The sequence below is a fragment of the Delftia sp. JD2 genome, from assembly GCF_001682645.1.
Classification (GTDB): Bacteria; Pseudomonadota; Gammaproteobacteria; order Burkholderiales; family Burkholderiaceae_C; genus Comamonas; species Comamonas acidovorans.
This window is the reverse complement of sequence record NZ_LFJT01000019.1, coordinates 60,085-85,798: the sequence shown is the minus strand read 5'-3', so window position 1 is coordinate 85,798 and position 25,714 is coordinate 60,085. Positions and strand designations below refer to the sequence as shown.

27 protein-coding genes are annotated in these 25,714 nt (G+C 67.1%); 11 read left to right on the top strand and 16 right to left on the bottom strand.

Features of this window, described 5'->3' with window-relative positions; all coding sequences use genetic code 11:
* Window positions 1-83: 83 nt before the first annotated feature.
* The 5 genes from ACM14_RS12805 to ACM14_RS12785 all read right to left on the bottom strand — a co-directional run bounded on the left by ACM14_RS12805 (window position 84) and on the right by ACM14_RS12785 (window position 5,875).
* Entirely contained in the window at window positions 84-1,844 is a 1,761-nt protein-coding gene (locus ACM14_RS12805) for a bifunctional diguanylate cyclase/phosphodiesterase (RefSeq protein ID WP_254662046.1), read from the bottom strand.
* Window positions 1,845-1,861: 17 nt separating this feature from the next.
* Entirely contained in the window at window positions 1,862-3,439 is a 1,578-nt protein-coding gene (locus tag ACM14_RS12800) for a PAS domain-containing methyl-accepting chemotaxis protein (RefSeq protein ID WP_065346325.1), read from the bottom strand.
* Window positions 3,440-3,600: 161 nt separating this feature from the next.
* Window positions 3,601-4,215 (bottom strand): SCO family protein, encoded by a 615-nt coding sequence (locus ACM14_RS12795; RefSeq protein WP_084027359.1) that lies wholly within the window; start codon window positions 4,213-4,215, stop codon window positions 3,601-3,603.
* 210 nt (window positions 4,216-4,425) lie between these two features.
* Window positions 4,426-5,115, bottom strand: coding sequence for a hypothetical protein (locus ACM14_RS12790; RefSeq protein WP_065346344.1), 690 nt, complete (start codon window positions 5,113-5,115; stop codon window positions 4,426-4,428).
* On the bottom strand, window positions 5,102-5,875 hold the full coding sequence (locus ACM14_RS12785; protein WP_065346324.1) for an SURF1 family protein: 774 nt from the start codon (window positions 5,873-5,875) through the stop codon (window positions 5,102-5,104). The genes ACM14_RS12790 and ACM14_RS12785 overlap by 14 nt, the downstream gene beginning before the upstream one ends.
* 29 nt (window positions 5,876-5,904) lie before the next feature.
* Here ACM14_RS12785 and ACM14_RS12780 point away from each other — a divergent pair, with 29 nt between their 5' ends.
* The gene (locus ACM14_RS12780; RefSeq protein WP_013803982.1) at window positions 5,905-6,147 is read left to right on the top strand and encodes a twin transmembrane helix small protein; all 243 of its coding nucleotides are present in this window, start codon (window positions 5,905-5,907) and stop codon (window positions 6,145-6,147) included.
* A 70-nt stretch (window positions 6,148-6,217) separates the two neighbouring features.
* On the opposite strand, the gene ACM14_RS12775 is transcribed toward ACM14_RS12780, so the two are convergent.
* The 7 genes from ACM14_RS12775 to ACM14_RS12745 all read right to left on the bottom strand — a co-directional run bounded on the left by ACM14_RS12775 (window position 6,218) and on the right by ACM14_RS12745 (window position 12,609).
* Window positions 6,218-7,099, bottom strand: a complete 882-nt coding sequence (locus ACM14_RS12775; protein WP_012203607.1) for a cytochrome c oxidase subunit 3 — start codon at window positions 7,097-7,099, stop codon at window positions 6,218-6,220.
* 70 nt (window positions 7,100-7,169) lie between these two features.
* Entirely contained in the window at window positions 7,170-7,382 is a 213-nt protein-coding gene (locus ACM14_RS12770) for a DUF2970 domain-containing protein (protein WP_013803984.1), read from the bottom strand.
* The gene (locus ACM14_RS12765; protein WP_013803985.1) at window positions 7,379-7,999 is read right to left on the bottom strand and encodes a cytochrome c oxidase assembly protein; all 621 of its coding nucleotides are present in this window, start codon (window positions 7,997-7,999) and stop codon (window positions 7,379-7,381) included. The genes ACM14_RS12770 and ACM14_RS12765 overlap by 4 nt, the downstream gene beginning before the upstream one ends.
* A gap of 24 nt (window positions 8,000-8,023) precedes the next feature.
* Window positions 8,024-8,131 (bottom strand): cytochrome oxidase small assembly protein, encoded by a 108-nt coding sequence (locus ACM14_RS32250; protein WP_012203604.1) that lies wholly within the window; start codon window positions 8,129-8,131, stop codon window positions 8,024-8,026.
* Window positions 8,132-8,154: 23 nt separating this feature from the next.
* A complete protein-coding gene (gene ctaD / locus ACM14_RS12760; RefSeq protein WP_012203603.1) occupies window positions 8,155-9,825 on the bottom strand; it encodes a cytochrome c oxidase subunit I in 1,671 nt (556 codons plus the stop codon).
* A gap of 35 nt (window positions 9,826-9,860) precedes the next feature.
* Window positions 9,861-11,042: a cytochrome c oxidase subunit II gene (coxB, locus tag ACM14_RS12755; protein WP_013803986.1), complete on the bottom strand. Its 1,182-nt coding sequence runs from the start codon at window positions 11,040-11,042 to the stop codon at window positions 9,861-9,863.
* A gap of 664 nt (window positions 11,043-11,706) precedes the next feature.
* Window positions 11,707-12,609, bottom strand: coding sequence for a trans-aconitate 2-methyltransferase (locus ACM14_RS12745; protein ID WP_065346322.1), 903 nt, complete (start codon window positions 12,607-12,609; stop codon window positions 11,707-11,709).
* Window positions 12,610-12,698: 89 nt separating this feature from the next.
* Here ACM14_RS12745 and ACM14_RS12740 point away from each other — a divergent pair, with 89 nt between their 5' ends.
* The 3 genes from ACM14_RS12740 to ACM14_RS12730 all read left to right on the top strand — a co-directional run bounded on the left by ACM14_RS12740 (window position 12,699) and on the right by ACM14_RS12730 (window position 14,472).
* Complete coding sequence (locus ACM14_RS12740) at window positions 12,699-13,433, top strand: ComF family protein (protein ID WP_065346321.1); 735 nt, start codon at window positions 12,699-12,701, stop codon at window positions 13,431-13,433.
* A gap of 52 nt (window positions 13,434-13,485) precedes the next feature.
* Window positions 13,486-13,983: a tRNA (uridine(34)/cytosine(34)/5-carboxymethylaminomethyluridine(34)-2'-O)-methyltransferase TrmL gene (trmL, locus tag ACM14_RS12735; protein WP_065346320.1), complete on the top strand. Its 498-nt coding sequence runs from the start codon at window positions 13,486-13,488 to the stop codon at window positions 13,981-13,983.
* Between the two features lie 183 nt (window positions 13,984-14,166).
* On the top strand, window positions 14,167-14,472 hold the full coding sequence (locus tag ACM14_RS12730) for a DUF4148 domain-containing protein (protein WP_013803990.1): 306 nt from the start codon (window positions 14,167-14,169) through the stop codon (window positions 14,470-14,472).
* A gap of 154 nt (window positions 14,473-14,626) precedes the next feature.
* Here ACM14_RS12730 and ACM14_RS12725 read toward each other — a convergent pair whose 3' ends face one another.
* Together ACM14_RS12725 and ACM14_RS12720 are read right to left on the bottom strand one after the other, a co-directional pair.
* Window positions 14,627-15,091, bottom strand: coding sequence for a MaoC family dehydratase (locus ACM14_RS12725; RefSeq protein WP_034390662.1), 465 nt, complete (start codon window positions 15,089-15,091; stop codon window positions 14,627-14,629).
* Window positions 15,092-15,167: 76 nt separating this feature from the next.
* The gene (locus ACM14_RS12720; RefSeq protein ID WP_012203595.1) at window positions 15,168-15,797 is read right to left on the bottom strand and encodes a LysE family transporter; all 630 of its coding nucleotides are present in this window, start codon (window positions 15,795-15,797) and stop codon (window positions 15,168-15,170) included.
* A gap of 283 nt (window positions 15,798-16,080) precedes the next feature.
* On the opposite strand from ACM14_RS12720, the gene kefC reads away from it, so the two are divergent.
* A complete protein-coding gene (gene kefC, locus ACM14_RS12715; RefSeq protein WP_065346319.1) occupies window positions 16,081-17,964 on the top strand; it encodes a glutathione-regulated potassium-efflux system protein KefC in 1,884 nt (627 codons plus the stop codon).
* 10 nt (window positions 17,965-17,974) lie between these two features.
* Here the strand turns inward: kefC and ACM14_RS12710 are convergent, their stop codons facing one another.
* Window positions 17,975-18,865, bottom strand: a complete 891-nt coding sequence (locus ACM14_RS12710; protein ID WP_017405387.1) for a LysR family transcriptional regulator — start codon at window positions 18,863-18,865, stop codon at window positions 17,975-17,977.
* 106 nt (window positions 18,866-18,971) lie between these two features.
* Between ACM14_RS12710 and ACM14_RS12705 the strand changes: the two genes are divergently transcribed.
* Window positions 18,972-19,571, top strand: coding sequence for a short chain dehydrogenase (locus tag ACM14_RS12705; RefSeq protein ID WP_012203592.1), 600 nt, complete (start codon window positions 18,972-18,974; stop codon window positions 19,569-19,571).
* Window positions 19,572-19,649: 78 nt separating this feature from the next.
* Entirely contained in the window at window positions 19,650-20,108 is a 459-nt protein-coding gene (locus tag ACM14_RS12700; RefSeq protein ID WP_012203591.1) for a DUF1841 family protein, read from the top strand.
* 92 nt (window positions 20,109-20,200) lie between these two features.
* Here the strand turns inward: ACM14_RS12700 and ACM14_RS12695 are convergent, their stop codons facing one another.
* The gene (locus ACM14_RS12695) at window positions 20,201-20,875 is read right to left on the bottom strand and encodes a cytochrome c (RefSeq protein ID WP_012203590.1); all 675 of its coding nucleotides are present in this window, start codon (window positions 20,873-20,875) and stop codon (window positions 20,201-20,203) included.
* Window positions 20,876-20,991: 116 nt separating this feature from the next.
* Here ACM14_RS12695 and ACM14_RS12690 point away from each other — a divergent pair, with 116 nt between their 5' ends.
* From ACM14_RS12690 to ACM14_RS12675, 4 genes are read left to right on the top strand one after another with little or no spacing between them, the layout of a single operon-like run.
* The gene (locus ACM14_RS12690) at window positions 20,992-21,846 is read left to right on the top strand and encodes a MoxR family ATPase (protein ID WP_012203589.1); all 855 of its coding nucleotides are present in this window, start codon (window positions 20,992-20,994) and stop codon (window positions 21,844-21,846) included.
* 11 nt (window positions 21,847-21,857) lie between these two features.
* The gene (locus ACM14_RS12685) at window positions 21,858-22,568 is read left to right on the top strand and encodes a GNAT family N-acetyltransferase (protein WP_065346318.1); all 711 of its coding nucleotides are present in this window, start codon (window positions 21,858-21,860) and stop codon (window positions 22,566-22,568) included.
* 31 nt (window positions 22,569-22,599) lie between these two features.
* The gene (locus tag ACM14_RS12680; RefSeq protein ID WP_012203587.1) at window positions 22,600-23,787 is read left to right on the top strand and encodes a VWA domain-containing protein; all 1,188 of its coding nucleotides are present in this window, start codon (window positions 22,600-22,602) and stop codon (window positions 23,785-23,787) included.
* A gap of 4 nt (window positions 23,788-23,791) precedes the next feature.
* Window positions 23,792-25,714: an autotransporter assembly complex family protein gene (locus ACM14_RS12675; RefSeq protein ID WP_175403267.1), complete on the top strand. Its 1,923-nt coding sequence runs from the start codon at window positions 23,792-23,794 to the stop codon at window positions 25,712-25,714.

The window sequence follows — 25,714 nt, the reverse complement described above, 5'->3', positions numbered from 1 at the left end:
CAACATCAAGCGCCAGGTTTGGCAGAACCGTCGCCCTGCTCACCATCGCTGCCTTCCCATCGCAACAGTCCGCAGTTTGATGCTCAAGCGCCTCTTGCCTCTTCCTCCTGCTGCGCCAGCAAGGTCGCCACGGGCTTGTGAATCAGCGCGGGAATCTGCTCGGCCGGCATGGCGCGGGCGAAGAGCCAGCCCTGGTAGGCGTCGCAGTCCAGGATGCGCAGCAGGCGCAGTTGCTCGGCTGTTTCTACGCCTTCGGCGACCACCTGCAGGCCCAGGGTGCGGGCCAGCGCGATCACGGCCTTGACGATCTTGGCGTCGGCCGGGCTGTCGAGCATGGGGCCGATGAAGGTGCGGTCTATCTTCACGCGCGAGACGGGCAGATCGCGCAGGTGGGCCAGCGAGGAGTAGCCGGTGCCGAAATCGTCCAGCACCACGCAGACGCCGGCCGCCAGCAGGCTGCCCAGCAGCTCGCGCGCCTGCAGAGGGTCGGTCATGGCGGCGGACTCGGTGACCTCCAGCTCCAGCAGGTGCGGCGGCACGCCATGCCGGGCCAGGCTGGCCATGAGGCGCTGCTGCAGGTCGGCCTGGCGCAGTTGCTGGGCCGAGAGGTTGACCGCCACGCGCAGCGGCATGCCTGCGCGCAGCCAGTCGCCGGCCTGGCGGCAGGCAGCATCGATCACCCACTCCCCCAGAGCCAGGATCAGGCCCGTGGATTCGGCCACGGGCACGAAGCGTTCGGGCGAGACCCAGCCCATCTGCTCGTCGTTCCAGCGCAGCAGGGCTTCCACGCCCTGGACCTGGCCGCCCAGCACCTGCACCTGGGGCTGGAAGTGCAGGCTCAGCAGACCCCGGTCCAGGGCACGCTTGAGGCGTTCGTGCAGCAGCACTTTCTCGGCCATGGCCTCGCCCATGGCGCTGGCATAGCGCGCATAGGAGGAGCGGCTGCGCTGCTTGGCGTCGTACATGGCCATATCGGCATAGCGCATGAGGGTGGCCGCATCGCCCGCGTCCTGCGGATAGAAGGCTGCGCCCACGCTGGCACCGAAGTTCAGCGCGTAGTGGCCTATGGTGCAGGGCCGGCACAGCTCGTGCAGCAGCGCGTCGATGCGCTGGCGCAGATCGGGCTCGTTGCAGGGCTGCAGCAGGGCGGTGAACTCGTCACCGCCCATGCGCGCCAGCGTGGCCGAGCCGCCCAGCGCGACCTGCAGGCGGCGCGCCACCTCCTTGAGGACCTGGTCGCCCACGTCGTGGCCATAACCGTCGTTGATGGCCTTGAAGTTGTCGAGGTCGAGCAGCAGCAGCGCAAAGGACGCGGGGCCGGCGCCCGATTCAGACTGCGCCTGCGCCTGCGAGATCGCCTGTTCCACCTGCAGCCCGAACTGCCAGCGGTTGAGCAGGCCCGTCAGGGTGTCGTGGGTGGCGTGGTAGTGCATGCAGGCTTCCATCTGGCGCAGCTGCGACAGGTCGCGCACGAAGGCCACGGCCACGCCGCTGCCGTGCGGCGAGTGGCCCAGGGCGATGTCCACCGACAGGCGCTTGCCGTCCTTGCGCAGCAGCCACAGATCCCGCCCCTGGCCCATGGGCCGGCGCGCGGGCTGGGCGAAGTAGGACTGCAGTTGCGGCCCGTGGGCCGCCTGCGCCTCGGCCGGCAGCAGCATGTGCAGCGAGTGGCCCAGCAATTCGGCGGCGCCATAGCCGCTCATGGCCTGCATGGCGGGATTGGCCAGCAGGATGCGGCCGCTGCGGTCCACAAGCAAGATACCGTCGGGCGCGGCCTCCATGGCCACGCGCTTGAGGTCTTCGTCCAGCGCCTCGCCCGGTGCGGCGGGATCGCCGGCAACCATGCTCCAGCCCGCCGCCATCATGCGGACGCCCCGCTGCCGTGAAAGACCGATGCCGCAGCCTCCAGCGCCTGCGCCTGTCCGGCCAGCAGCTGTGCGTGCCCGATGGTGTCGCGCGCCAGGGCGGCATTGTGCTGGGTCATCTGTTCGAGCTGCTGCACGGCGGCCTGCACCTGCTGCACGCCGCCGGCCTGGGCCTGGCTGGCGGCCTGCATGCCTTCGGCCAGCACCAGTTGCTCGCGCATATCGGCCTGCACGGCCAGCATGGCCTCGCCCACTTCACGCGCCATGGCGCAGCTTTGCGCCACCTGCTGCTGCGATGCCTCGATCAACGCCTTGATCTGGCGCGCGGCGTGGGCGCTGCGCTGGGACAGGCCGCGCACCTCGTCGGCCACCACGGCAAAGCCCTTGCCGTGTTCCCCCGCGCGTGCCGCCTCCACGGCGGCGTTGAGCGCCAGCAGGTTGGTCTGGAAGGCGATGCCGTCGATGAGCGAGCTGATCTGCCCCACCTGGTCGCTGGTCTGGGCAACGCCGCGCATGCCCTGGTCCAGTTGCACGACCATGCGGCTGCTCTGGCCTGCCATGTCCACGCCGTGCCGCGCGCGGGCGGCGGCCTCGCCGGCCTGGGCGCTGCTGCGCTCGATGGCGCTGGCCAGGGCCTGCATGGCCTGGGCCGATTGCTCCAGGCTCGCGGCCGCGGCTTCGGTGCGGTCGCTCAGTTCGGTGCTGCCCTGCTGCACGGCCAGCGCGCAGCGGCGCACCTGGTCGCTCTTGCCCTGGATGTCGCCGACCAGGGAGACCAGGTTGAGTCCGGTCTGCCGCACGGCGCTGCCGATGGCACCGATCTCGTCCGTGCGCTGCAGGAACCGTGCATCGGTCTGCTGCCCGCTGGCCACGGCCTGGGCCTGGCCGCGCAGCGCCGCCAGGGGCATGAGCAGCCGGCGGCGCAGCCACTGCCCGGACGCCGCACAGGCCAGGCTCCAGATCAGCCAGGCCGGCCAGACCTGGGCCAGCGGCACGGCCGATGCCTGCAGCGCGGGTGACCACAGCCCGGCCGACCCCAGCAGCCACAGGCCGGCCACCACGGCCTGCACGCGCCAGGCCAGTGGCCGAAAGCGCCACCACCGCTGCAGCGCGCCCACGGCGCCACGCCCCACGGGAAAGCCCCGGTGCAGGCCAAGCGAGTGCACGCCGGCATTGATCTGTTCATAGAGCGCCGCATGCTGCTGCACCTCGCGCGGCTCGGGCCGGGTGCGCACGGACAGGTAGCCGACCACGGCGCCCGCATGGCGTATGGGACTGGCGTTGGCGCGCACCCAGTAGTAGTCGCCGTTCTTGCGCCGGTTCTTGACCAGGGCGCTCCAGGGCAGCCCGCGCTGGATGGTGGACCACATGTCGGCAAAGGCGGCGGCCGGCATGTCGGGATGGCGCACGATGCTGTGGGCCTTGCCGTAGAGCTCGGCGGCCTCGAAGCCGCTGACGCGGATGAAGGCATCGTTGGCATAGACGATGCGTCCCTTCAGGTCGGTGACGGAAAGAAGCGTCTCTCCTTCGCTCAGAGGGTACTCACGCTGGGTGACGTACACGTTTCGCCGCATGGATCAGGTCTCTCGGAGATGGGCGGGGCGTCGGCATGACACCCCCAGGCGGGGCCCACTCTAAGCAGTCCTGAGGCGATGCACATCAGGGATGGTGTGCTGCAGCGCACCTAAACGCAGTCAATGTGACGGGGGTCACATTGGCTGCGGCGCGCGCAGGATCAGGAGCGCTTTTCCTGCAGCAGGGCCTTGACGTCGGCGCCCAGCACCTCCGGGCCGCCGCCGTATCGCGCATACACGCGCAGGCGGCCGGCCGTGTCATAGACATAGCTGCCGGCCGAATGGTCCAGCGTGTAGGTGCCTTCGGTCTTGCCGGGCACTTTCTTGTAGAAGAGCTTGAAGTCCTTGGCCACGGCCGCCGTCTCGTCCGGCGTGCCGTGCAGGCCGACGAAGCCGGGGTCGAAATTGCCCAGGTAGGCCTTGAGCACCTCGGGCGTGTCGCGCTCGGGGTCCAGGGTGACGAAGACGCCCTGCAGCCTGTCGCCATCGGCGCCCAGCTGCTGCTTGACCTCGACCAGCTCCTGCAGGGTGGTGGGGCAGACATCGGGGCATTGCGTGTAGCCGAAGAAGACCACGACGACCTTGCCCGCAAAGTCCTTGATGCTGCGCTGCTTGCCGTCCACATCGCGCAGGGGAATGTCCTTGGCGTATTCGGCGCCCGTGACATCGACGCCCTGGAAACTGGTCTTTGCCTCGCGCGAGCATCCGCTCAGCGCCAGGGCGCCCCATGCCATGGCGGTCAAGCCCAGAACGCGCAGCGCTGTCCGTTTGTTCATGCTTCCTCAACAAGGTAGTTGCCGCAGGCTGCGTGGCCGCAAAGGCTGCGCGCCGGCCCGGGCTGGAAAGGGAAAAGGCGAAAGCGTCCGCTGAAGGCGCTTTCGCACAGCCGCAAACCATAACCCATAACCGCAAGACCCCGGCGCTGCGGGGCCTGCCTGCCGGCCTACCGGAGCCTGCCAGGACCTACCAAGACCTACTGGCCAGCCTTACTCGCCGTCGCCCGGACGCCCTGCCGTGTCCCAGGAAGCCGATGCACGCAGCAGCCGGTCCAGGTCGCGCTTGGCCTTGCCGGCATCGGCCATGCCCAGGCCTGCGGGCATGCGCATCATCCAGTGGCCCTGCGGGTCCACCACGTACAGGTGGTCCTGCAGCGCATGGCCGGGCGCGGGCTGCAGCCAGCCGCGCAGCACGGCCTCGGGCACGCGCAGCACCGTGGCCTGGCTCAGCGCAGGGCGCAGGTGCGCGGGGACGGGTGCGTCGTCGGAGATGAGCCAGACCCGGTCCAGCCGGTCCTTTTCGCGGCCCAGTGTCTCGCGCAGCTGGCGCTGCAGATAGAGATGGCTTTCGCAGGCGCTGCCGCAGGCACCGCCCGCCACGCTGAGAAGCAGCCACTGGCCCTTGAGCGACTGCAGCGGCAGCGGCGCGCCCTCCAGCGTGGTGGCCGTGGCCGAAGGCAGGGCCGGCTGGGCCGCGATCAGCTCGCCAAAGCTGCGCTGCTGGCCAGGTCGCAGCACGTAGTAGGTGAAATAGGAGGCCACCACTGGCGCGGCGCAGACCGCGAACACGGCCAGCATCTTCCAGCGGCCGCTGCGCGTGCGTTGCGCGCCGGCAAGGGCCGGCTGCAAGGGTGGCAGGCCATGGACAGTCATCTCCAGGGGAGTCTCAGGAGCGGGCATGGCGCGGGCGGACAAAGCGTCGGACGATTTGGAACCAGACATACAAAAGCGTGATCAGGGCCGCAAGTCCAAACCATTGGAACGCATAGCCATGGTGTTTCTCGACACCGGCCGTCACAACGGGCCAGTCGCGCCGCAGGCCTTCGCTGGCTTCGCCGGTCTGCAGCAGGCTCCATTCGCGCAGCGGCAGCCCGGAGGCCAGGGCCCATTCGGCAATGTCCACATTCTGTCGGATGCGCGACTTTTGCCCATCAGGGTCTGCCCCTGCACGGCCGAATTCGTAGAGCCGGGACGGCGCGGCCTCCATGCGCCCCTCAACGTTCACCAGGCCTTCGGGCGTCTGCACCTCGGGCAAGGCCGTGCGGTCCAGGAAGTTGCGCGGCACCCAGCCGCGCTGCACGGCAATCACCACATCCTCATGCGGCGCGGCCAGCCGCAGCGGCGTGAGCACAAAGAAGCCCGGCTGGCCCTGCATCTGGCGGTTGTCCAGGTACAGCGATTGCCCGGCAATCCAGTGGCCCTGCAGTCGCACGGGCCGGTGCAGCCAGGGCGCCGCCTCGGTGTTCAGGGCAGCACCGGGCTGCATGGGCGCCAGCTGCGCGTTGTCCAACGGCGGCAGGCCCTGCTGGCGCTGCACGGCATCGAACAATTGCTGCTTGTAGGCCGCGCGCTGCAGTTGCCAGCGGCCCAGGGACAGTGTGATGGCCACGCCGATCAGCGCGGCCAAGGTGATCAGTACAAACCGCCAGCGGTCTGGCATTCTGGAAACACGCACCGGATAATCCACCCATGAAATTCGTGATCGTTCTCGCCCTGCTGGCCATTGTCGCCAGTCTGGGCAGCGCCTTGTTCTTCATGATGCGCCGCAATCCCGAAGACCAGGAGGGTCCGGGCGACGACCGGCGCCGCAGCCGCGCCATGTTCCGCGCACTGGCGCTGCGCGTGGGCCTGTCCATCACGCTGTTCCTGTGCGTGCTGCTGGCCGCCAAGCTGGGCTACATCCATCCCACCGGCTGGACCGCCGGGCAATAAACAGGCCCCCTGCTCCCGCAAACAAAAAGAAGCGCCCAGGCGCTTCTTTTTGCATGGGGCGGGCAGACCCTCACATCCAGTACACGAGGACGTAGAGGAACAGCCAGACCACGTCCACGAAGTGCCAGTACCAGGCGGCACCCTCGAAGCCGAAATGCCGCTCGGAGGTGAAGTGCCCCGCATGCAGGCGCATGGTGATGAAGAACAGCATCAGCATGCCCACGAAGACGTGGAAGCCGTGGAATCCCGTGAGAAGGAAGAAGGTCGAGCCGAACACGCCCGAGGACAGCTTGAGGTTCAGCTCGGTGTACAGGTGGTAGTACTCGTAGCCCTGCACGCACAGGAAGACGAAGCCCAGGACCACCGTCATCCACATGAAGGCGATGGTGCGGGCGCGGTGGCCGGCCTGCAGCGCATGGTGGGCGATGGTCAGCGTCACGCCCGAGGTCAGCAGCAGCGCCGTGTTGATGGTGGGCAGCCAGAACGGGCCCACGGTCTGGAAGGGCTCGACGCTGTTGGCCGGCGAGGCCGTGGCGCCGGCCGCCATGCTGGGCCAGACGGCCTTGAAGTCGGGCCAGAGCAAAGCGTTGTCCAGGCTGCCCAGCGCGGGCACCGAATGCGAGCGCGCCCACCACAGGGCGGTGAAGAAGGCGCCGAAGAACATCACCTCGGAGAAGATGAACCAGCTCATGCTCCAGCGGAAGGACAGGTCGATCTTGCGCCCGTACTTGCCCGACTCGCTCTCATGCGCGGCTTCCCGGAACCAGAAAAAGAGCACGGCCAGCCACCAGACCAGGCCAAGGCCCAGGCTGTACATGCCCCATTCATGCCCATTGATCCAGTTGCCCGCGCCCAGGATCACGAAGAACAGCCCCGCCGCCGCCATGACGGGGTGGCTGGACTCGGCCGGCACGTAGTAGTAAGGCGTTTTGCCGTGGGTGGTTGCACTCATTGCTCAGCTCCTGAAATTCTTGGTTCTCGGTTTCCCGTCTATCACTCTCTGTCCCCGATGGCCGCACCGCTCAGACCACGAGCTTGACCAGCGCGATCAATCCCAGCACCAGCACGAAGATGGCCGCCAGCCCCACCGCAATCACATGCAGCGGCGTGATGCGCTCCCCGTCCTGCTGGTACTCGCTTCCCCTGCGCACGCCGAAGAGCGACCAGGCCACGGCGCGCACCGTGCGCCACACGCTGGGCGGGCGGCGCGGCTCCCGTGGCTGCGGCGCATTCATGAGGCGGGCTCCTGCTTCGGCCCTGCCGCCACCGGCGCCTCGCCTGTGGGTGCGGCCGGCGTCCTGCCACCCACCTCGAAGAAGGTATAGGACAGCGTGATCGTGGTCACATCCTTGGAGATGCGCGGATCGATCACGAAGGCCACCGGCCATTCGCGCTTTTCCCCGGGCTCCAGCGTGTACTGCGAAAAGCAAAAGCACTCCAGCTTGTTGAAATGCGCGGCCGCCTGGCGTGGCGCATAGCTCGGTATCGCCTGGGCCGCCATGCGGCGGTCCTGCACATTCTGGAACTCGTACATGACCGTGGCCAGCTCGCCCGGATGGACCTGGATGGAGCGCTGCGCCGGCTTGAAGTCCCAGGGCCCGCGCGCATTGGCGTCGAACTCCACGGTGATGGTGCGGCTCTTGTCCACCTGCGAGTTGGCGGGCAGCTTCACATCGCGCCCGGCCGTGCCGTTGCCCGGCACCTGGCGCTCGGACAGCGACAGGATGTTGATGCCCGTGAGCTCGCAGATGTGCTTGTAGATGGGAATCAGCACGTAGCCGAAGGCAAACATGCCCAGCGCCACCACGGCCAGCTTGCCCACCATCTTCGCGTTTTCACTGCGCACGCTCACGGACGTCCCTCCTGTTGCCTGCCCTCAATGGAGCACGGTGATCTTGATCACGAAGCCGGCCAGAAAGACCAGCGCCACCGATACCAGGATCAGCGCCAGCCGCAGGTTGGCTTTTCGTTGCTGTGCGTCCATGTGCATCTCCCTTGGGGCTTGCATCAACCGATGATGCGGGTGGCGGTGGCATCGAGCTTGGGCGGCGTCTCGAAGGTATGGAACGGCGCCGGCGAAGGCACTTCCCACTCCAGGCCCTCGGCGGCCTCCCAGGGCTTTTGCGGCGCCTTCTCGCCCTTGCCGCGCATGGCGGGCACGACGACGAAGAGGAAGAAATACACCTGCATCAGGCCGAAGCCCAGCGCGCCCAGCGAGGCCACCATGTTGAAGTCGGCGAACTGCATGGGGTAGTCGGCATAGCGGCGCGGCATGCCGGCCAGGCCCAGGAAGTGCATGGGGAAGAAGGTGACGTTGAAGAAGATCAGCGAGCCCCAGAAGTGGATCTGGCCGCGCGTCTCCGAATACATCACGCCGGTCCACTTGGGGGCCCAGTAGTAGTAGGCCGCGAACATGGAGAACAGCGATCCGGCCACCAGCACGTAGTGGAAGTGGGCCACCACGTAGTAGGTGTCCTGCAGCTGGATGTCGATGGGCGCCATCGACAGGATCAGGCCCGTGAAGCCGCCCATGGTGAACACGAAGATGAAGCCCACCGAGAACAGCATGGGCGTCTCGAAGGTCATGGAGCCGCGCCACATGGTGGCCACCCAGTTGAAGATCTTCACGGCCGTGGGCACCGAGATCAGCATGGTGGCGTACATGAAGAACAGCTGGCCCGTGACGGGCATGCCGGTGGTGAACATGTGGTGCGCCCACACGATGAAGGACAGGATGGCGATGGACGAGGTCGCATACACCATGGAGGCATAGCCGAACAGCTTCTTGCGGCTGAAGGCCGGCACGATCTGGCTGATGATGCCGAAGGCCGGCAAGATCATGATGTAGACCTCGGGGTGGCCGAAGAACCAGAAGATGTGCTGGTACATCACCGGGTCGCCGCCGCCTGCGGGGTTGAAGAAGCTGGTGCCGAAATGGCGGTCCGTCAGCGTCATGGTGATGGCGCCGGCCAGCACGGGCATGACGGCGATCAGCAGGTAGGCCGTGATCAGCCAGGTCCAGGCGAACATGGGCATCTTCATCAGCGTCATGCCGGGCGCGCGCATGTTCAGCACGGTGACGATGATGTTGATGGCGCCCATGATGGAGCTGGCGCCCATGATGTGCATGGCCAGGATGGAGGTGTCCATGGACGGGCCCATCTGCAGCGTCAGCGGCGCATACAGCGTCCAGCCCGCGGCGGGGGCGCCACCGGGCATGAAGAACGAGCCCACCAGCATCAGGCCGGCCGGGATCAGCAGCCAGAAGCTGAAGTTGTTCATGCGCGCGAAGGCCATGTCGGAGGCGCCGATCTGCAGCGGCAGCATCCAGTTCGCAAAGCCCACGAAGGCCGGCATGATGGCGCCGAACACCATGATCAGGCCGTGCATGGTGGTCAGCTGGTTGAACAGCTCGGGGTTGACGATCTGCAGCCCGGGCTGGAACAGCTCGGCGCGGATCAGCAGCGCCAGCACCCCGCCCACCATCAGCATGGTGAACGAGAACAGCAGGTACAGCGTGCCGATGTCCTTGTGGTTGGTGGCGAACATCCAGCGCCGCCAGCCCGTGGGCGTGGCGTGGTGGTGATGGTCGTCATGCCCGTGTCCATGCTCGTGCTCATGCGCATGTTCGTGGCCCTCGCCCGCAGGGCTGTGGATGGGGGGAAGTACGGCGCTCATGCTGTTATCTCCAATCGCTCATCTGTCTTGCGGGCTCACTGGCCGGGGAACTTGCCGGTGCGGGCGGCCACGAACTCGGCCGGCTGCACCAGCTGGCCGGTCTTGTTGGACCAGTGGTTCTTGGCAAAGGTGACCACGGCGGCCAGCTCGGTATCGCTCAGCTGTTTCCAGGCGGGCATTGCGCCGTTGGCACGGCCTTCCAGCACCACATGCATCATCTCGGCCGTGGGACCCAGGACGATGGGGCTGCCGTCCAGCGGCTTGATGGGACCGGCGCCCTTGCCGTTGGCCTGGTGGCAGGCCGCGCAGTTGGCGGCATAGACCTTCTCGCCGCGTGCCATCAGGTCGGGCAGGCTCCAGACCTTGCTGGGGTCGTCCTTCTTGGCGGCGGCGATCTTCTTTTGCTCGTCCACCCAGGCCTTGTAGCCGTCGCTCGACAGCACCTTCACGTGGATGGGCATGTAGGCATGCTCCTTGCCGCACAGCTCGGCACACTGGCCGTAGTAGTCGCCGGTCTTTTCGGCACGGAACCAGGTGTCGCGCACAAAGCCCGGGATCGCATCCTGCTTGATGCCGAAGGAAGGCACCATGAAGGAGTGGATCACGTCATTGGCCGTGGTGATGATGCGCACCTTGCGGTCCACGGGCACGACCAGCGGGTTGTCCACCTTGAGCAGGTAGTCGTTGGGTGCCTTGGAGACATCGCCGCTGTCGGACAGCGCGCGGTGGCTGCTGTCCAGCGTGGAGATGAAGCTCAGGCCCTCGCCTTCGCCGTTGATGTAGTCGTAGCCCCATTTCCACTGGTAGCCCGTGGCCTTGATGGTGACATCGGCATTGGTGGTGTCCTTCTGCGCCACCAGCACCTTGGTGGCCGGCAGCGCCATGAGCACGACGATGATGAAGGGCACGATGGTCCATACCACCTCGACCGTGGCCGATTCGTGGAAGTTCGCCGCCTTGGCGCCGCGCGATTTGCGGTGCTTCCAGATCGAATAGAACATCACGGCGAACACGCCGATGAAGATCACCGTGCAGATGATCAGCATCATCCAGTGCAGGTAATGCTGCTCATGCGCGATGCGCGTGACCGCCGGATGAAGGTTGAGCTGATTGACGGCCGGGCCGCCTGGCAGATCTGTCGTCGCATGCGCAAGGGAGCCTCCCCCTGCCACACTCATCAAGCCCCAGAGAACCAGCTTGGTGGAAATGCTTTTCATAGTTTTCACTTACATCTAAGCCTCGGGTTATCCACTCGCTCCGCTGCGCCGGCGTGGGGGCCGCGCAGCCAGACCGTTCAACGCCTGCCCAAAGGGCAACTCCCGGCCTCAACTGTCCGAGCATGCATGAAAGCGCCGCAGATGTGCCTGCGCGCAATCACCAATAGCGTGCCAGCCGGCATCAACGGCAGCTCGGACGTGGGACCAGGATTCGGGCGTACAGCCATCCCCGCCTGCGCCTGCAGGCGCATGAATTCGGAGGACAGCAGCAAGGTGGACGGAAGAATGCGCGCACGCCGGCCATTCAGGGCATGTGTGCCATGGGGGCTGGGAGCGGATTGGAAAAGGGGGCTCATGCGGCCCGGCATGCGACGCAGAAGAGGGGACAGCAGGGACAGAAAGACCAGTGCCCGCTCCCAGAGGAACAGGCACTGCTGCAGCCGGTGATGATCAAACTCGTGGGCAGGCCGCTCCTGGATGGGTCGGCCCGTTCTCGTTCCCGTGGCAAAACGAAACACCAAATCGTCTCCCCTTTCGGCCTGCGGACCGCTGGTCTTCTCCCGGCCCGGGAAAGCGAGCCCAGGGAAAAGCTGTTGTCTCTGTCAGCTCGGGAAAAGTGTAGACGTTTTTGTTTTCGATCAATGACCGGAAAGCGACATTGGGGCTATCGCAAACCCGTGTTGCGCGGCTGGCGCAGCATGCTGCGCATGTCCTCCAGCGATACGGCGCTGCTGGACTCCAGGCGCACGCGCGGCTGCGGCTTGTAGGCGTGGCCGTAGACGATCTCGAAGGTCAGCGCCAGCTGCCCGTCGGGGCCGGCCAGGCGCTCGCGCAGGGCATCGTGCAGGCGCTGCTGCCAGCGGCGGCCGCGCAGGGCGGCAAAGCGCTGCGGATGGAAGTTGCGGCCCAGCTCGCGCAGCTCCTGCAGCAGCCGCTCGGGCGTGGCAAAGGTCAGCGTGATGTGCTCCATGTCCATCACCGGCTCGCTGAAGCCTGCGTGCACCAGCATGTCGCCCCAGTCATGCATGTCGGTGAAGGCCTGGCCGGCGGGCGGCCAGCCGAGCTGGGCGTAGATGGCGTGCAGCTCGCGCAGCGTATCGGGCCCCAGGCAGGAGAACATCACATAGCCGTCCACGGACAGCGCCTGGTGCCAGCGCGTGATCAGCGCCTGCGGGTCGGCCTGCTGGTGCAGGGCCATGTTGGCCCACAGCATGTCCACGCCGGCAGGCTCGGGCTCGCCGAAGCGCGTGGCGCCCCCGGTCCAGCGCGCGGGCTGCCACCAGCGCGCGCCCAGCTGCTCGCGGGCTGCGGCCTCGTGCGAGGGCGAGGCTTCATAGACCAGGCATTCGGACTGCGCATAGCGCTGGCGCAGCAGCGCATGGGCCTGCAGGCCGCCGCGCACGGGCTGCCAGTGGCACCAGCGCTGGGGCGGCTTGACGATCCAGTCCAGCCGCTCCTGCATGCGGCGCGCCACCTCCTCATGCAGCCACGGCGAGGCCGCAGGCGCGGCCCGCTGCCAGCGCAATGCGGCGGCCGGATCGATGGTGGGGGGCAATTCGTGGGACATGGCTGGGCGGGGAATCCGGGCTCCTCGAAAGACAGGCACCCGGCCCCGGAGCAAAGGGGTGGCGGACGCGGCGCGAGTATATTGACTCCATGCCCAACCTGCCTGCGTCATGGCTTTCGCACTGGCATGCCGGCCTGCCCAGCCAGTGCGCCGTCTGCCGCCGCTGGCCGGCGCAGCGCCTGTGCCAGGACTGCCGCTTGCGCTGGGCCAGGCCGCTGCCGCGCTGCGGGCTTTGTGCCATGCCGCTGCCAGCGGGGCACGGCGCCAGCGGCGGCCAGCAGGTCTGCGGCGCCTGCCTGGTCAAGCCCCCGCCACTGACGCACTGCCTTGCCGCGCTGGACTACGCCTATCCCTGGCACACGGTGATCGGCGACTTCAAATTCCGGGGAGACACCGGCCTGGCACGCAGCCTGGCCGCCCTGCTGCTGGAGCAGCACGGGGCCCGCGAGCAGCTGGAGCAATGCGATCTGCTGCTGCCCATGCCCCTGTCTGCCCAGCGCCTGCGCGAACGCGGCTTTCACCAGGCCCTGGTGCTGGCCCGTGCGCTGTCAGGCCCATCCACCCGCGGCAAGCTGCGGCACCAGGCCGTGCAGCGCGCCCACACGGCACAGGCCCAGCACGACCTGCCGCGCGCCCTGCGCCTGCGCCAGCTGCGCGGGGTCTTTGCGGTGCCGCTGGCGCAACTGCCCCATGTGCGCGGCCGCAAGGTCCTGCTGATCGACGATGTGATGACCACGGGCGCCAGCCTGCATGCGCTGGCCACCTGCCTGCGCCGCGCAGGCGCGGCCGAGGTCAGCGCCCTGGTGCTGGCGCGCACGCCCTGATCGTGGGGGTTCGGGGCCCGGGGGCATAGGCCGCCGCGAGACAATACGGGCCATGTTCCATATCGTTCTCGTCGCGCCGGAGATCCCGCCCAATACCGGCAATGTGATCCGTCTGGCCGCCAACACCGGCTGCAGCCTGCACCTGATCGAGCCGCTGGGCTTTTCCATGGAAGACCGCCTGATGCGCCGCGCCGGCCTCGACTACCACGAGTACGCGCCCGTGCGCCGCCATGCCGACTGGCAGGCCTTCCTGCAGGACTGCCAGCCGGACCGCCAGCGCATGTTCGCCATGACCACGCACAGCAGCAGCCCCGCCCACGCCATCGGTTTCCAGCCCGGCGACTGGCTGGTGTTCGGCTCCGAAAGCAAGGGCCTGCCCGCCGAGGTGCGCGAGCAGTTCCCGCCGCAGCAGCGCCTGCGCCTGCCCATGCTGCCGCAGCAGCGCAGCCTGAACCTGTCCAATGCCGTGGCCGTGACCGTGTTCGAAGCCTGGCGCCAGCAGCAATTCGCGGGCGCTGCCCTGGCCGAGGGAGCAGCCGGCGCGGCCTGAGCGATCGGCCGGACCAGGCGGAAAGTTCCCGGCCGATTGTTTCAACAGCTGAAAAAGCGCATTGCCAATCCAAGGGTTTTTCCCGATTCCAAGGCGTCCTACATTTGAGTCATGGGCTCTACGTTACCAAGCGATTTCCGCAAAGAACGCCCTGTCCCAGAAACAAAACAAAGGACTTGAATCATGAAGAACACCCGCCGTTTTGCCGTCCTGGCCGCCCTCTCCATCTCCGCCATCGCCGCCCAGGCTGCCGGCTTCGACTACGCCGACAACAGCAGCTACCCGCCCGAAGTGAAGACCCAGAGCACGCTGACACGTGCCCAGGTCATGGCCGACCTCAAGGCCGCCCAGGCCAATGGCACCATGCCCTCCGTCGCCGAAGGCTACCTGCCCATCCAGAACACTGCCACCGCCACCGTGAGCCGCGATGAAGTGCGCCGCGAAGCCGCCGCCGCCGAGCGTTCGGGCCAGCTGAACTTCGGCGCCTGAGCCTCAGCCCTCCGCAACCGCTGCCACCACGCAGCCAGCCCGCAGGTGCCCCCTGCGGGCTTTTTTCATCGCCGGGCCGCCCCAAGATGAAAAGCGCCCCCTTGGGGGGCAGCGGACCTTGCGTAGCAAGGGTCGCGTGGGGGTCAGTTTTGATTCAGGCCTTGGCGCCGTAGTTGCGGGCCACGGACTCGGCCACGCAGGCGGGCTTGTCGGCGCCTTCGCGCTCCACGGTCACCAGCCAGGTCATCTGCAGGCCACCGGGTTCGATGGGCTCGGCGGCCTGCAGCGTCAGGCGCGCACGCAGGCGGCTGCCCACGGGCACGGGAGAGGTGAAGCGCACGCGGTTGAGGCCGTAGTTCACGCCCATTTGCGCGCCTTCGATGTGAAAGCAGTTCTGGAAAAACTGGGGGATCAGCGACAGCGTCAGAAAGCCGTGCGCAATCGGCGCGCCGAAGGGGCCCTTGGACGCGCGCTCGGGGTCCACATGGATCCATTGCTGGTCGCCCGTGGCATCGGCGAACAGCTGCACCTGCTGCTGGGTGATGGTGATCCAGTCGCTGACGGCGACTTCCTGCCCCACGCAGGCACGCACTTCGGAATAGGAATGGAAGGTTTTCATGCCCCAAATGGTAGGGGCCGGTGCCGCGCGCTCCATGTCGGGCGCGCGACAGGCTAGGGTTAGTCCAGGGTGGATGTCACCTGGACGCGCGCTGAACAAAGAACAGCCCCGTGCCCACGGCCATCAGCAGTGCGCCGAAGACCCGGTTCTGACTGCGCACCGCACGTGCGCTGCGCATGAAGCCGCGCAGGGCGCTGGCGCTGGCCGCATAGCCGTGCATGACCATGGTGTCCACGGCCAGCATGGTGGCGGCCAGGATCAGCAACTGCAGCCACAGCGGGCGGCTGGTGGTCATGAACTGGGGCAGCACGGCCACCATGAAGATGATGCCCTTGGGATTGGTGGCATTGGTCAGGAAGCCCGTGAGCACGCGGCGGCGCACGCTGAGCTCGGGCATGGATTCCTGGGTGGCCAGGGGCGCGGCACCCGAGCGCCATTGGCTGATGCCCAGGTAGATCAGATAGCAGGCGCCGACGATCTTCACGGCGTTGAACGCCCATTCGGAGGCCAGCAGCAGCGAGCCCACGCCCGCGCCGGCGATCAGCAAGATGGTCAGCAGCCCCAGCTGCAGCCCGAAGATGGTGGCGCTGCTCTTGCGCACGCCATACGACAGGCCATGGCTCATGGACAGCACGGCGCCCGAGCCCGGGGAGACCGCAATGATCCAACAGGCCACAAAGTAGGCGATCCAAGTATGCCAATCCATGCCAAACACCTTAAAAATACGGAGCAGGCCGGCATCTTAAAACTGTGCAGCCGATGTGGTGCACTGCCGCAGCAAAGCCGGATGGGGCGGTGAAGCATTCGGTGGCATTTTTCATCGCCGGGCCGCCCCAAGATGAAAACGGCCCCCTCGGGGGGCGGCGGACCTTGCGCAGCAAGGGGAGCGTGGGGGGCATTTTTAACCCTGTCAGAAAGCTGACCCGGCTGTGAGAGTGACACAATCAATTACCCCAGGGTAAACACCAACCCCAAGATCCCAAGCTCCCATGGAACACAGCGCCCCCATCTGGCTGACCTACGGCTTTCTCTATCTCACCGCCGCCGTGCTGGCCGTGCCCATTGCGCGTGCCCTGGGCCTGGGCGCCATCATTGGCTACCTGGGTGCCGGCATTGCCATGGGCCCCTGGGGACTGTCGCTTGTCAGCAATGTGGATGACATTCTTCACTTTGCCGAGTTCGGCGTGGTGCTGATGCTCTTCGTGATCGGGCTGGAGCTGCAGCCCAGCCGCCTGTGGGAGCTGCGCCGGCCCATCCTGGGATGGGGGCTGGCGCAGATGCTGGCCTGCACGGGCGTGCTGTTCCTGGCGGCCTGGGCCTTCGGCTTTTCCTGGCGCGTGAGCCTGATCGCGGGCATGGGCCTGGCCCTGTCGTCCACGGCCATCTGCCTGCAGGTCATGGCCGAGCGCAACCTCATGCGCACGCCCAGCGGCCAGGCCGGCTTTTCCATCCTGCTGTTCCAGGACGTGGCCGCCATTCCCATCCTGGCGCTGATCCCCATCCTGGGCGCGGTCAAGGCCGCCAATGCCACGCACACCGACAGCCACCTGTGGCTGCAGGTGCTCAAGACCGTGGGCACCATCGCCGCCGTGGTGGTGGGCGGCCGCCTGCTGCTGCGCCCCCTGCTGCGCTGGATCGCGCGCAGCCGCACGCCCGAGATCTTCACGGCCACCTCGCTGCTGCTGGTGGTGGGCATTGCCATGTTGATGGTGCAGGTAGGCCTGTCCATGGCGCTGGGCGCCTTCCTGGCCGGCGTGCTGCTGGCCGACAGCGAGTACCGCAGCGAGCTGGAGACCAACATCGAGCCCTTCAAGGGCCTGCTGCTGGGCCTGTTCTTCATGGCCGTGGGCATGAGCATCGACTTCGGCGTGCTGCTGCGAGCGCCCTGGGCCATGGCCGCCATGGTGCTGGGCTTTCTGGCGCTCAAGGGCGCCGTGCTCTACACCCTGGCCCGCGTGCTGAAGCTGCCCTGGCGCGAGCGCCCGGTGTTCACCCTGCTGCTGGCCCAGGGCGGGGAGTTCGCCTTCGTGGTGTTCCAGACGGCGGCGCAGTACAAGGTGTTCCACCACAGCATCTCGTCCATGCTGGTGGCCGCCGTGGCCCTGTCCATGCTGATCGGCCCGCTGGTGCTGGTGCTGATGGACAAGCTGCTGCTCAAGCGCTTTGCCGACATGAAGGATTGCCAGGTCGACGGCGCGGGCCAGACTGCCAGGCCCCATGAAATATCGGAGCCGCAGGACGCGCAAATCATCATTGCGGGCTTTGGCCGCTACGGCCAGATCGTGGCACGCGTGCTGCTGACCCAGGGCGTGCCGGCCACCATCCTCGACCACAGCGTGGAGATGCTGGAAGTGGCCCACACCTTCGGCTACCGCGTGTTCTTCGGCGATGCCACGCGCATGGACCTGCTGCGCATTGCCGGCGCGGACAAGGCGCGGGTGCTGGTCATTGCTGTGGACTCTTCCGAGCAATCGCTGAAGATCGCTGCCCGCGTGCGCAAGCGCTTTCCGCACCTGGAGATCGTGGCCCGCGCGCGCGACATGGCCCACTGGTACCAGTTGCGCGACCTGGGCGTGCACCATGTCGAGCGCGAAGTCTTCGAGTCCAGCCTGGTCTCGGCGCGCACCGTGCTGGAACTTGCGGGCCACAGCCCTGCCGAGGCCCAGCGCACCACCACGCGCTTTCGGGAGCACAACCTGGAGCTGATCGAGCGCATGTACCCCCACCACAAGGACCAGGCCCAGCTCATTGCCGTGGCCAAGCAGGGCCGCCAGCAGCTGGTCGAGCAGATGGCCAAGGAGCGGCAGGAGGCCGAGGCGCAGCAGGAGAAGGACCAGGCGCCACAGGAAGCCCCGCCGCCGCCCGGCCCCTGAAAACCGGGCCTCAGGCCGCGCCCAGCGCCCGCACCATGTGGTCCACGAACTGCGCCAGCTTGGGCAACTGGCGGCGGTCCGGCAGATAGACCAGGTGCACCGGGCGCGGCAGTGGCACGCAGTCCTGCAGCACGGGCACCAGCCGGCCCGCAGCCAAGTCGGCGGCCAGCAGCACCTCGGGCTGCAGGATCAGGCCCAGGCCGCGCAGCGCCGCATGGCGCAGCCCGTCGCCGCTGTTGCAGCGCAGGCGGGCGTCTTCGGGCCACTGCACCGAACCCGAGCCGTCGCCGCGCAGAATCCATTCCGATCGGCGCTGCCAGACCGCGTAGCTCAGGCAGTCATGGCGCGCCAGATCGTCCACGCCACGCGGATGCCCGCGCCGCCGCAGGTACGAGGGCGCCGCCGCAATCACCATGCGATAGGGCTGCAGCGGCCGCGCCACCAGGCCTTCGCCGCCTACGGGGCCGATGCGCACGGCCACGTCGATGTTCTCGCCCACCAGGTCGGCCATGCTGTCGCTCAGTTGCAGGTCCACGCGCACCAGCGGATTGGCCAGCTGGTAGTCGGCCACCAGCGGCGCGATCACATGGTTGCCCAGCGTGGTCGGCGCGCTGATGCGCAGCAGGCCCTGCGGGGCACTGCGGCTGCGCTCCACGGCAGACTCGGCCCAGCGCAACTGCTCGAAGACCTGGCGGCTGTCCTCGTAGAAGCTGCGACCCACCTCGGTCAGGCTGTGGCGCCGCGTGGTGCGCTGCAGCAGGCGCGCGCCCAGGTGGGCTTCCAGTTGCTGCACATGCTTGCCCACCATCACGGCCGAGATGTCCAGGCGCCGCGCGGCCTGGGCAAAGCTGCCGTCCTCGACCACGGCCATGAAGACCTCCATATTGCGCAGCTTGTCCATGGATTGCTAACCAATGCTTAGTAGTACAAAAAGATTTCGCTACTTTATGGCATAGGCAATTTGCAAAACACTGGAGGCCTGTTCACTCCTTCCGAAAGAAAACCGCATGAAGATCCTGCTCATCGGTGCCACCGGCACCATTGGCCGCGCTGTCCACGCCCTGCTGGCCCCGCGCCATGAGATCGTCACCGTGGGCCGCAACAGCGGCGACCTGCGCGCCGACTTCACGCAGCCCGAGACGCTGCAGAAAATGTTCGAAGCCGCCGGCCAGGTGGACGCCATCGTCAGCACGGCCGGCAAACTGCACTTCGGCCCGCTGTCCGAGATGACGGCCGAGCAGTTCAACTCCGGCCTGCAGGACAAGCTGCTGGGCCAGGTGCGGCTCGCCCTGCTGGGCCAGCGCTGGCTGCGCGACGGCGGCTCCATCACGCTGACCAGCGGCGTCGCCGCCACCGAGCCCATCCGCCACGGCGCCAATGCATCGACGGTGAATGCTGCCCTCCACGGCTTCGTCACCGGCGCTGCGGTCGAATTGCAGCGCGGCCTGCGCATCAATGCCGTGAGCCCCACCCTGCTGACCGAATCGGCCCAGGCCTATGGCTCGGTCTTCCCCGGCTTCGAGACCGTGCCCGCCGCGCGTGTGGCCCTGGCCTACCAGCGCAGTGTGGAAGGCGCCCAGACCGGCAGGGTCTTCGAAGTGCTCTGACCCCTGTCTTGCGGCGGGCCCCCGGCAAAGTCCTTGCGTGCCCGCCCAAAAGGGCTGCGTGCTACGCTGCGCGCCACCATGTTCAACCCCACCCAAGCCGATGTGCGGCGCTTTTTCTGCGGCGTGCGCACCAAGATGCTGAACGGCGCGCCGATGGAGGCCATAGAGACGCTGGCCAGCCTCTGGATTGCCGAGCATCCCGAGTATTTCGATGACCTCGCCGACGTGGACGCCGCCTTGCTGCGCGACTACGACGCCACGCCCGGCGTGACCAATCCTTTCCTGCACCTGTCCATGCACCTGTCCATCAGCGAGCAGTGCAGCATCGACCAGCCGCGCGGCATACGCCAGGCGGTGGAGCTGCTCAGCCGCCGCCTGGACTCGCTGCACGACGCCCACCACGCCACCATGGAATGCCTGGGGCAGATGCTCTGGGAAAGCCAGCGCTCGGGCCGCCCCCCGGATGGCGAGGCCTACATTGCCGCCGTGCAGCGCCGCGCCACCAGCGACGGCGCCAAGGCCACGGGCGGCGCATAGTCCCGGCCGTTCAGCGCCTCAAGACAACGCCCGGAACAAAGCCCGAAAAAAGCCCGCAATTGCGGGCTTTTGCTTTGGAGGAAAGGCGCGACCTACTGCGATTTCTGGCCGAGGCGGAAATGCGGCTGGGGCAGGGTCTGCAGCTCGCCATCGAGGCTGCCGATGTAGTTGGCCAGCGCCTTGAGTTCGCTGTTGGTGAACTGCTTGGCAATGCCGGCCATCACGCCGTTGCTGCGGCCGATGTGGGGGTTGCCTTCGGTCTTGTAGGACTTGAGGGCAGAGTACAGATAGTCCGCATACTGGCCCGCCACCTTCGGGTAGCTGGGGTCGATGGGCTTGGAAAAACCCTGGCCGTGGCAGGAGACGCAGGCCCCTTTTTGCAGCAGCGCGGCAACCTGGGTGCTGGGCTCGCGGACCTTGGCGTCGGCGGCCTTGGCCACGCCATGCTCGGCGTAGTAGGCGGCCACGTCGGCCATGTCCTGCTCGGTCAGCGGATCGGCGATGCCGCGCATGGTGGGGTGCTTGCGCTCGCCCTTCTGGTAGGCCTGCAGCGCGGCCACGATGTAGGGTGCGCCCTGTCCTGAAATCTTGGGGACCTTGTACACCTCGGGGAAGCTGGCCTGGTAGCCCTGGATGCCATGGCAGCCAATGCACATGGCGATCTTCCCCTCCCCTGCCTTTGCGTCACCTTTGCTTTGCTGGGCCTGTGCCACAGGGGTCACAGATGCGACAGTCAGCGCCAATACCGTGGTCAAAGTTTTTATCATTTTGCGCGCACAATCCTTCAAGAGTTCTGACGGATGCCTACTGCTGAGCGGGTAGCGCGAACGATTATGGCAGTCACCGTCAAGCGTCCCCATCAATACTTACGCTGATACCGCCCATGAAATTTCAAGGTTCCGAGAACTACGTCGCCACCCAGGATTTGATGCTCGCGGTGAATGCCGCAGCCACCTTGCAGCGCCCGCTGCTGGTCAAGGGAGAGCCCGGCACGGGCAAGACCATGCTGGCCGAGGAAGTGGCTGCAGCGCTGGACATGCCGCTGCTGCAGTGGCACATCAAGTCCACCACCAAGGCCCAGCAGGGCCTGTATGAATACGACGCCGTCAGCCGCCTGCGCGACTCGCAACTGTCCGACATCGACGGCGGCGAGCGCGTCAAGGACATCCACAACTACATCATCAAGGGCGTGCTGTGGCAGGCCTTCACGGCAGACCGGCCCGTGGCCCTGCTGATCGACGAGATCGACAAGGCCGATATCGAATTCCCGAACGATCTGCTGCGCGAGATCGACCGCATGGAGTTCTACTGCTACGAGACGCGCGAGATGATCCGCGCCAAGCACCGGCCGCTGGTGTTCATCACCTCCAACAACGAAAAGGAGCTGCCCGACGCCTTCCTGCGCCGCTGCTTCTTCCACTACATCAAGTTCCCCGACGCCGACACCATGCGCCAGATCGTGGCCGTGCACTTCCCCAAGCTGCAGGGCGAGCTGCTGACCGCCGCGATGAAGGTGTTCTACGACGTGCGCAACCTGCCCGGCCTCAAGAAGAAGCCCTCCACCAGCGAGCTGATCGACTGGCTCAAGCTGCTGGTGGCCGAGGACATTCCCGTGGAGTCGCTGCAGACCGCCGAGGGCAAGGTTGCCGTGCCGCCGCTGGTGGGCGCCCTGCTCAAGAACGAGCAGGATGTGAGTCTGTTCGAGAAGCTGGTCTTCATGAACCAGCGCAACCGCTGAGGCCTGCGCCCATGCCCCATCCCGAACACACCAACGACACGGGCGTGCCGGCCCTTACCGGCCAGGTGACGACCATTCCCGTGGCCGGCGCGGTGGCGCACCAGGGCTTTGTGCGACCTGTGGTCATGCGCTTCAACGGCGTGCGGCTGGAGCCCCTGGCCATCGCCCATGAAGCCGGGCTGCGCGAGGCCGTGCAGGACGGCCAGCTGTGGCGCATCCGCGTGACCTCGGCGCCCGAGCCCGGTGATGTGCGCGCCTATATCGAAGCCGCGCTGGAGCAGCGCAGCCAGGGCAAGCGCTTCGCCTTTGCCGTGCTGGACGACGACAGCGGCAAGGTGCTGGGCACCAGCAGCTACCACGACATCCTGCCCGAGGTGCGCCGCGTGGAGATCGGCTACACCTGGTACGCGCGCAGCGTGCAGCGCACCCATGTCAACACCTCGGCCAAGCTCATGCTCATGGGCCATGCGTTCGACACGCTGTCCTGCCATGTGGTGGGCTGGCGCACGGATTGCTTCAACTTCGCCAGCCAGCGCGCCATCGAGCGCCTGGGCGCCAGGAAGGACGGCGTGATCCGCGGCCACGCGCTGCGCCGCGACGGCACCATCCGCGACACCGTGATGTACAGCCTGCGCAGCGGCGAGTGGCCCGAGTCGCGCGCCCAGCTGCTGGACCAGCTGCAGCGCCATTCGGACGGCAGCACCGCCGTGGCGCGCACATGAGGGCGCGTACGCCGGGCCCTCGGGAGATGCCATGCTGATCGACTTCTTCTACACCATGCGCGCGGCCAAGCTGCCCGTCTCGGTCAAGGAGTTCCTGACCCTGCTGGAGGCACTGCAGGCCGGCGTGGTCGGCCCCAAGAGCGACGACGCCTGGAGCCTGGACGACTTCTACCACCTGGGCCGCACCGTGCTGGTCAAGGACGAGAAGCACTACGACAAGTACGACCGCGCCTTTGCCGCCTACTTCAAGGGCGTGGAGATGGTGGCTGACCTCACGCGCGAAATTCCCCAGGACTGGCTGAAGAAGCTGCTGGAGCGCGAGCTCTCGCCCGAGGAAAAGGCCGCCATCGAGGCCATGGGCTGGGACGAGCTGATGGAGACGCTCAAGAAGCGGCTCGAAGAGCAAAAGGAGCGGCACGAAGGCGGCAACAAGTGGATAGGCACGGGCGGCACCAGCCCCTTCGGCCACGGCGGCTACAACCCGGCCGGCGTGCGCATCGGCGGGCCGGGCCGCAACAAGAGCGCCGTCAAGGTCTGGGAGCAGCGCGCCTACCGCGACTACGACGACACGCAGGAGCTGGGCACGCGCAACATCAAGGTCGCGCTGCGCCGGCTGCGCAAGTTCGCCCGCGAAGGCGGCGAGCTGGAGCTGGACCTGCCCGACACCATCCGCAGCACGGCCGCCAACGCGGGCTACCTGGACATCAAGATGATCCCGGAGCGCCACAACAACGTGAAGGTGCTGCTGCTCATGGACGTGGGCGGCACCATGGACGAGCATGTGCAGCGCGTGGAAGAGCTGTTCTCCGCCGTCAAGAGCGAGTTCAAGCACCTGGAGTTCTACTACTTCCACAACTGCGTCTACGACTTCATGTGGAAGAACAACCGCCGCCGCTTCGCCGAGAAGTTTCCGACCTGGGACATCATCCGCAAGTACAACAAGGACTACAAGCTGATCTTCGTGGGCGACGCCACCATGAGCCCCTACGAGATCCTGCAGCCCGGCGGCAGCGTGGAGTACATGAACGAGGAGCCCGGCGCCGAATGGCTGCAGCGCCTGACGCATGCCTTCCCGCGCTTTGCCTGGATCAACCCCGAGCCGCCCGGCGTCTGGCAGTACCGCCAGAGCATCAGCATCATCCAGCAGCTCACGGGCAACCGCATGTACCCTTTGACACTCAAAGGTCTGGAAGACGCCATGCGCCTGCTGTCAAAATAGGCCGATGCCCAAGCTCCCCCCCGCGACAGCGCCGGCCCGAGGGCCGGCGTTTTTGTTTCTGTTGAGTGCAGCCCTGATGCTCGGTGGCTGCAGCCTCCTGCCGTCCAAGAATGATGACAAGGACACGGACCCGTCGCTGATTGCAGCGACCGGCGACCCGGCCTTCTCGCTCGTCGTCGATGCGCCCAAGGAAGTGCGCGAGCTGCTGGAAAAGCACCTCGAACTGCGCCGCTACCGCTACCAGAGCGATCTGCAGCGGCGCGAGCTCACGCGGCTGCTGGGCGCCACCGACGCCAACGTGCGCGACCTGATCGGCACGTTGGGCTACTTCAGCCCCACGGTCACGGTGGAGATCAAGGAAACGCCCGAATCCGAAGAGGCCCCGCTGCAGGTCACCGTCAAGGTGGACCCGGGCGAGCCCGCCACCATTGCGCGCAGCCAGGTGCGCTTTGCGGGCGTCAATGCCGATGATCCCGACGGCGCCTCCCAGCGCGCCACCATCGAAGAGGACTGGCCGCTCCAGCCCGGCCAGCGCTTCAGCCAGTCCAACTGGAGCCAGGCCAAGAGCCAGGGCCTGCGCACGCTGCAGTCGCGCCGCTACCCGCTGGCGCGCATCGACTCCAGCCTGGCCGACATCGACGCCGACACGCATGAAGCCGATGTCAGCGTGGCCTACGCGCCCGGCCCGGCCTACACCTTCGGCCCGCTGCGCATCGAAGGCGCCCAGCGCTACGACCCCGTGGGCACGGCCCGCATCGCACGCCTGCCCGAGGGCGAGGAATACGACCAGACCGCCCTGGTCGACGCCCAGCTGCGCCTGGCCAGCAGCGGCTACTACGACTCGGTCTTCCTCACGCTGGCCAACGTACCCCAGCAGGGAGAAAGCGCCGCCGAGGATGAGGAGGCCCTCAAGCGCAAGGGCGCCCAGGTCACCACGCCCGTCATCGCCCAGGTGCGCGAGGCCCAGATGCAGAAATGGGTCTTCGGCGTGGGCATGAGCACCGACACCGGCCCGCGCCTGAGCGTGGACCACATCCACAACCGCCTGCCCTGGCTGGGCTGGCGTGCCGTCACGCGCATGCGTTTCGACCGCAAGAACCCGCTGATCTCCACGCAGTGGACCGCCCTGCCCGATGAAACACTGTGGCGCTGGTTCACCACGGCCAAGGCCGAGCGCGCGCCCTCGGGCGACTTCGATGTCAACAGCCTGCAGCTGCGCGCCGGCCGCACCAAGTCCGAAGACCACATCGACCGCAACTACTACCTGCAGTACGACTACGCCAAGACCCAGGGCGAGGGCGCGCCGCCCTCCAGCTCGTCGGTCACGGCCAACTACGGCTGGACCGGGCGCTACTTCGACAGCACGCTGGCGCCCTCCTCGGGCTTCGGCTTCGCCTGGGAAGTCGGCGCGGGCACCACGCTCACGCCCCAGCGCACGCCGTTCGGCCGCGTCTCCGGCCGCTGGCTCAGCCTGATTCCCATCGGCGAGGTCGATCCCGAGACCAAGCGCCGCAGCCGCCTGGCGCTGCGCGCCTCCGGCGGCGCCCTGCTGGCCCGCAAGGATGCCGACCTGCCCGTCACCCAGCTGTTCATCACCGGCGGCGACAACACCGTGCGCGGCTACGGCTACCAGAGCATCGGTGCACGCACCGACAGCGGCAAGGTCATCGGCGGGCGCTACATGGCCGTGGGCAGCATCGAGTGGCAGCGACCCATCGTCATCAAGGGCAACACGCAGGACTGGGAGCACGCCGTCTTCCTGGACGCCGGCACCGTGGGCGATGCGCCCGACTCCATGTACATGCGCGTGGGCGTGGGCACTGGCCTGCGCTGGCGCAGCCCCGTGGGACCCGTGCAGGCCGACATCGCCTGGGGCGCCCAGGAAAAACAGCTGCGCCTGCACCTGCGCCTGGGCTTCAACTTCTGA